4 protein-coding genes are annotated in these 4,786 nt (G+C 31.0%); 1 reads left to right on the top strand and 3 read right to left on the bottom strand.

Annotation, left to right across the window (positions count from 1 at the left end; translation table 11 throughout):
• Positions 1-98: 98 nt before the first annotated feature.
• A complete protein-coding gene (locus K5Q11_RS07425; RefSeq protein WP_220752406.1) occupies positions 99-1,544 on the bottom strand; it encodes a catalase in 1,446 nt (481 codons plus the stop codon).
• An 82-nt stretch (positions 1,545-1,626) separates the two neighbouring features.
• Positions 1,627-2,220, bottom strand: a complete 594-nt coding sequence (locus K5Q11_RS07430) for a tyrosine-type recombinase/integrase (RefSeq protein ID WP_220728560.1) — start codon at positions 2,218-2,220, stop codon at positions 1,627-1,629.
• Positions 2,221-2,565: 345 nt separating this feature from the next.
• Between K5Q11_RS07430 and K5Q11_RS07435 the strand changes: the two genes are divergently transcribed.
• A complete protein-coding gene (locus K5Q11_RS07435; RefSeq protein WP_220752408.1) occupies positions 2,566-2,790 on the top strand; it encodes a hypothetical protein in 225 nt (74 codons plus the stop codon).
• 131 nt (positions 2,791-2,921) lie between these two features.
• On the opposite strand, the gene K5Q11_RS07440 is transcribed toward K5Q11_RS07435, so the two are convergent.
• Positions 2,922-4,259, bottom strand: coding sequence for an FAD-dependent oxidoreductase (locus tag K5Q11_RS07440; protein WP_220752410.1), 1,338 nt, complete (start codon positions 4,257-4,259; stop codon positions 2,922-2,924).
• Positions 4,260-4,786 lie beyond the last annotated feature (527 nt).

Consider the following 4,786-nt stretch of genomic DNA (forward strand, 5'->3'; position numbering starts at 1 on the left):
GTTGAATATTTTGACATAAAAAAACCGCCTTAAAAAATTAGATATTATGTCTAACTTTTTTAAGGCGGTACAATAATTGGTTAAGCTTTTTATTTAAATTATTTAGTAATTTCGCTTAAATCTAAACCTAAGGCTTTAGCTACTCTAGTACCGTAATCATGATCGGCATTGTAGAATTGTTTAGTTTCTAGTACTTTATTTTCATGACTGGAAATAGTTCCCAAAGTACTCTTAAGTGTTTCAATCAAACGTTGCTTTTCATCTTCTGAGTATACATTGTACAAAGCACCAGCTTGAGAGTAATAGTCAGGAGCATAGGTATCATAATGATCAGCGTTTCCATTAACTTCATATGGAGCTATTTTAGCATTGTGATCTTCTTTCGGACCATCTTGACTATTAGGTTCATAGTTTACAGAACCATCTTGACCTTGTGACATAAAACCATCACGTGAATAATTGTTTACCTTATTTTTAGGACGATTAATTGGCAATTTTTCATAGTTAGCTCCTAAACGATAACGTTCAGCATCTTTATAAGCAAATAGTCGACCTTGTAATAATTTATCAGGTGAAGCTTCGATACCTGGTACTAAATTAGCAGGAGAGAAGGCTGCTTCTTCAACATCATCAAAGTAATTATCTGGATTTTGATTCAAGACAAATTCACCGACTTCTTGTAATGGATAATCTTTGTGTGAAACTGTCTTAGTAACGTCAAATAAGTCGTATTTGTAGTTTAACCCTTCTTCAAATGGAATGATTTGTACACATACTTTCCATTTAGGGAAATCACCATTATCAATACGATCATATAAATCTTGAATTAAGTAATCTGGATTTTCAGAAGCGGTCTTAGTAGCCTGTTCTTCAGTCATGTTCTTTACACCTTGTTCAGCAATAAAGTGATATTTAACCCAGAATTGTTCTCCATTAGCATTTACCCATTTAAAAGTATGTGAACCATATCCATTCATATTAGCGTAACTAGCTGGATTACCACGATCACCCATTAAATAAGTAACTTGATGAACTGATTCAGGAGAGTGTGCCCAGAAATCCCATTGCATATCTTGAGAACGTAAATGTGAATCTGGTTCACGTTTTTGTGAATGAATGAAATCAGGGAATTTTAAAGGATCATTAATGAAGAAAATAGGGGTATTATTACCAACAATATCGTAATTTCCATCATTAGTGTAAAATTTCAATGCAAATCCACGTACATCACGTAGAGTATCAGGATAACCCAATTCACCAGCTACTTCTGAAAAACGCACAGTCATATCAGTTTTTTTACCGGCTTCATTAAACATATCAGCTTTAGTGTATTTACTCATATCATGAGTTAAGGTAAATACACCCTTAGCACCAGCACCCTTAGCATGTACAACACGTTCAGGAATTCGTTCACGATTAAATTGTGCTAATTTTTCAATTAGTTGATAATCTTGCATTAATACGGGACCACGATTGCCGGCAGTTAGAGAATGATTATTGTCAGCCCATGGTTGTCCTTCATTTGTAGTTAATTTTTCAGACATACAACCGCTTCTTTCATTATTTATATTCAAATAAATTATATCTGATATATTTATTAAATAAAAGAAATTCGCTTGAATCACATTATAGAATGAAGTCGCTCAGTTGATTATTAACTTCTTCGTCTGAAATACCAATATAACGTTTAGTAATGGCTGGATTGCTGTGATTGAGGACTTGCATTACCATAGCGATACTATTGGTTTTTTTGTAAAAGTGATATCCAAAGGTTTTACGCATTGTATGTGTTCCTAAATCATGACGACCCATTTGAAATTCTACTCGACGAATAACTTTATAAAAGCCATTAACTGTAATATGTTCTGATACATTATGTTTACGTGATGGGAATAAATAGTCATCCATAGAAGTAAAGCTTTGATTATGAATATAGTTGTCTAATTCTCTAGCAATGTTTTTTAAGTTTACTTGACGTTTTTTACCAGTTTTTTGTTCATAGATATATGGAGTCTTATCATGAACAACGGTGCCTAATCTTAGTTGTACAATATCACTACAACGTAAACCGGTATTAATACCAACCAAGAATATCATCAAGTCTCTTTCGCCAAAACGACCTTTTCTTAGATAATTTTTTACTGCTTCAATGTCATCTCGAGTTCTAAGCGGTTGGACATCAGTTATTAATAGTTTTTTATTTTTACGTTTATTAATCATAATTCATTTATCCTTACTATTTATTTAATAAATTAATTCTCATAAATCCTATTATAATAGGATTTGGAATTCCTTGTTTTAGGCAAAAGTAGGAATTCAATTACAAATTAATTTTAACATGTTTTAAACGCATGTAACATCTTGAATGCTTATTTGTGTAAATAAATTAATTTAATCTAGAAATAATTAGTAAAATACTAAAGTGTTCTCTAACGACACGTTCGTTTTTATCGTGAATAATTTATCATCTGCCGCTTTATATATCGCTTAATTAAAAAGATTAATTACTAGCTATAAAATGATAATAGTAATATTATTAAGTTAGTTAAATAAGGGGGACATATCATGAATGAAGACATTTTATTTAATCCAGGCAATGCAATTGCTTCAGATGTAAATCCAAATGACATTATCCGCACAGCGCAAATTACTGCTGATAAACGTCAACAAAAAGATACGTTAGTAATGGTTAAAGATAAAGAAAACAACGAACACCTTTTATTTGAAGTTAGTGATCAAGTAGGGGACTCTGAAAAAGCACGCGCTTATAAAATTGAAAGAAAGTTTTAGTTTTTGAAATAGCATATTTATTTTATGCTATTTTTTTATTTTATATTTTAATTAGTTAAAGTAACAAATGACAATTTAACCAAATAAAAAAAACACTAAAAAGTTATTGTACTCTTTAGTGCTTTAATAAATTACTTACTTTCTTTATCTTGCGCAGCTTGTGCTAAAAGATTTAAATAGTTAAATGGACGATCAAAGTTAGGTTGGAACAACATATCAACCATTGCTAAATCGTCAATTGTATTTTTATTTTGAATACATATAGACAATGTATTAGCAGATTGTGAAACATCATGCTTACTCATTAGAGCTCCACCCAAAATACGACGAGTATTAGGGTCATAAATCAATGACATGAGAACTTTTTCAGTTGTAGGCATGAATTCTGGACGATAGTTGTCTTCGAAAATAACTTGATGTGCATCAATGTTATCTTGTTCAGCCATTTTCATGGTCAGACCAGTGGAAACAATCGTTTCTCCATATAGTTCTAGTCCTGATGAAGATTGAGTCCCCATATATTTAACCGTTGGCTTCTCAATGTTATCACCAACGAGAATTCCTTGGCGTACCGCATTCGTAGCTAATGGAATATAAGCAGATGTGTTAGTAGGGTTATAGTGTACGGCTACACTATCACCAGCTCCATAAATTGAAGGGTCAGAGCTTTGCATATATTCATTAGTAATAATTGCACCATTTGGCATCATATCAACTTTACCCTTTAGTAAGTCGGTATTAGGTCTAAAGCCAACACATAAGATAGCCATGTCAACTACTGTATCACCCTTATTAGTAGTAATTGTTAATTCATCTTGACCAGCAAACTTTTGTACACGTTCACCTAAGTTAAGCTTAACACCATGTTCACGATAGTTAGTTTCAATTTTATCAGTAAAAGCTTTGTCAAAATACTTGTGCATAACTCGGTCATTAGTATCAATTAAAGTGACATCATGACCATGATTCGAATAAGCTTCAACTAATTCAGCACCAATATATCCACCGCCAATAACCGCTACACGTTTGTTATCTTTAGCAATTTGGAATAACTTTTGGGCATCATGCCAATTTTTACAGAAATGAACTCGTGGATTATCAGCACCCTCAATTGGTGGAACAACTGGTAGTGATCCAGTGGTCATAACTAACTTATCGTAAGTATCTTCAAAAGTTTCGTGTTTAGATAAATCTTCAACTTTAATTTTTTTATTTGTATTATCAACTGAAATAATATTGTACAACATTTTAACATTAGCACCTAAATTACTTAATTCTTGTGGATTAGAATAGAATAACCCTTTTGGATCAGCTACTTTACCATCTAAATATAGCGCAATTCCACAAGACAAGAATGAAATATTATCATTTCTCTCGTACACAGTTACATCTGCATCCGGATGTCTTTTTAAAATTTGTTTAACCGCAAAAGTACCTGCGTGAGTACAACCAATAACAATAACTTTCATAATTTTGAACTCCTTTGTATAACATTTAATATGCTATTTAAATATATACAAACATTAGTATACAAGTTTCATTTTATACTTTGTGAATAAAAACACAATTTTTAAGGTTTAAATTAAACAAATATTATTTATGTTAAGAGTTTCTTATAAAATATGTTATGATAACTAAAAATTAAATTTTTTATTTAAAGGATATGGTGTTAATTAAAAAGATACTTAAAGCGATTAAAAACGTACTGGTTAATTGGGTTGTTGAAAATGCATTAATAAATGTATTAGTATTAATTCCATCCCTTATTTTAATGCTTATTATACATTATGTTGGACACGTAGACTTTAATAACAGTCCATTAAGAATTCTAAAAATATTGGTTAGCGGTCTAGCACTGTTCTTTATAATATCTTTGATTGAATCTATATTTAAACGAAAATAAAAAGGATTACATCATGTATGTGTACCGCCTTAAAAAAGTTAGACATAATATCTAATTTTTTAAGGCGGTTTTTTTATGTCAAAATATTCAACT

It is taken from the genome of Apilactobacillus xinyiensis, from assembly GCF_019656235.1.
GTDB lineage: Bacteria > Bacillota > Bacilli > Lactobacillales > Lactobacillaceae > Apilactobacillus > Apilactobacillus xinyiensis.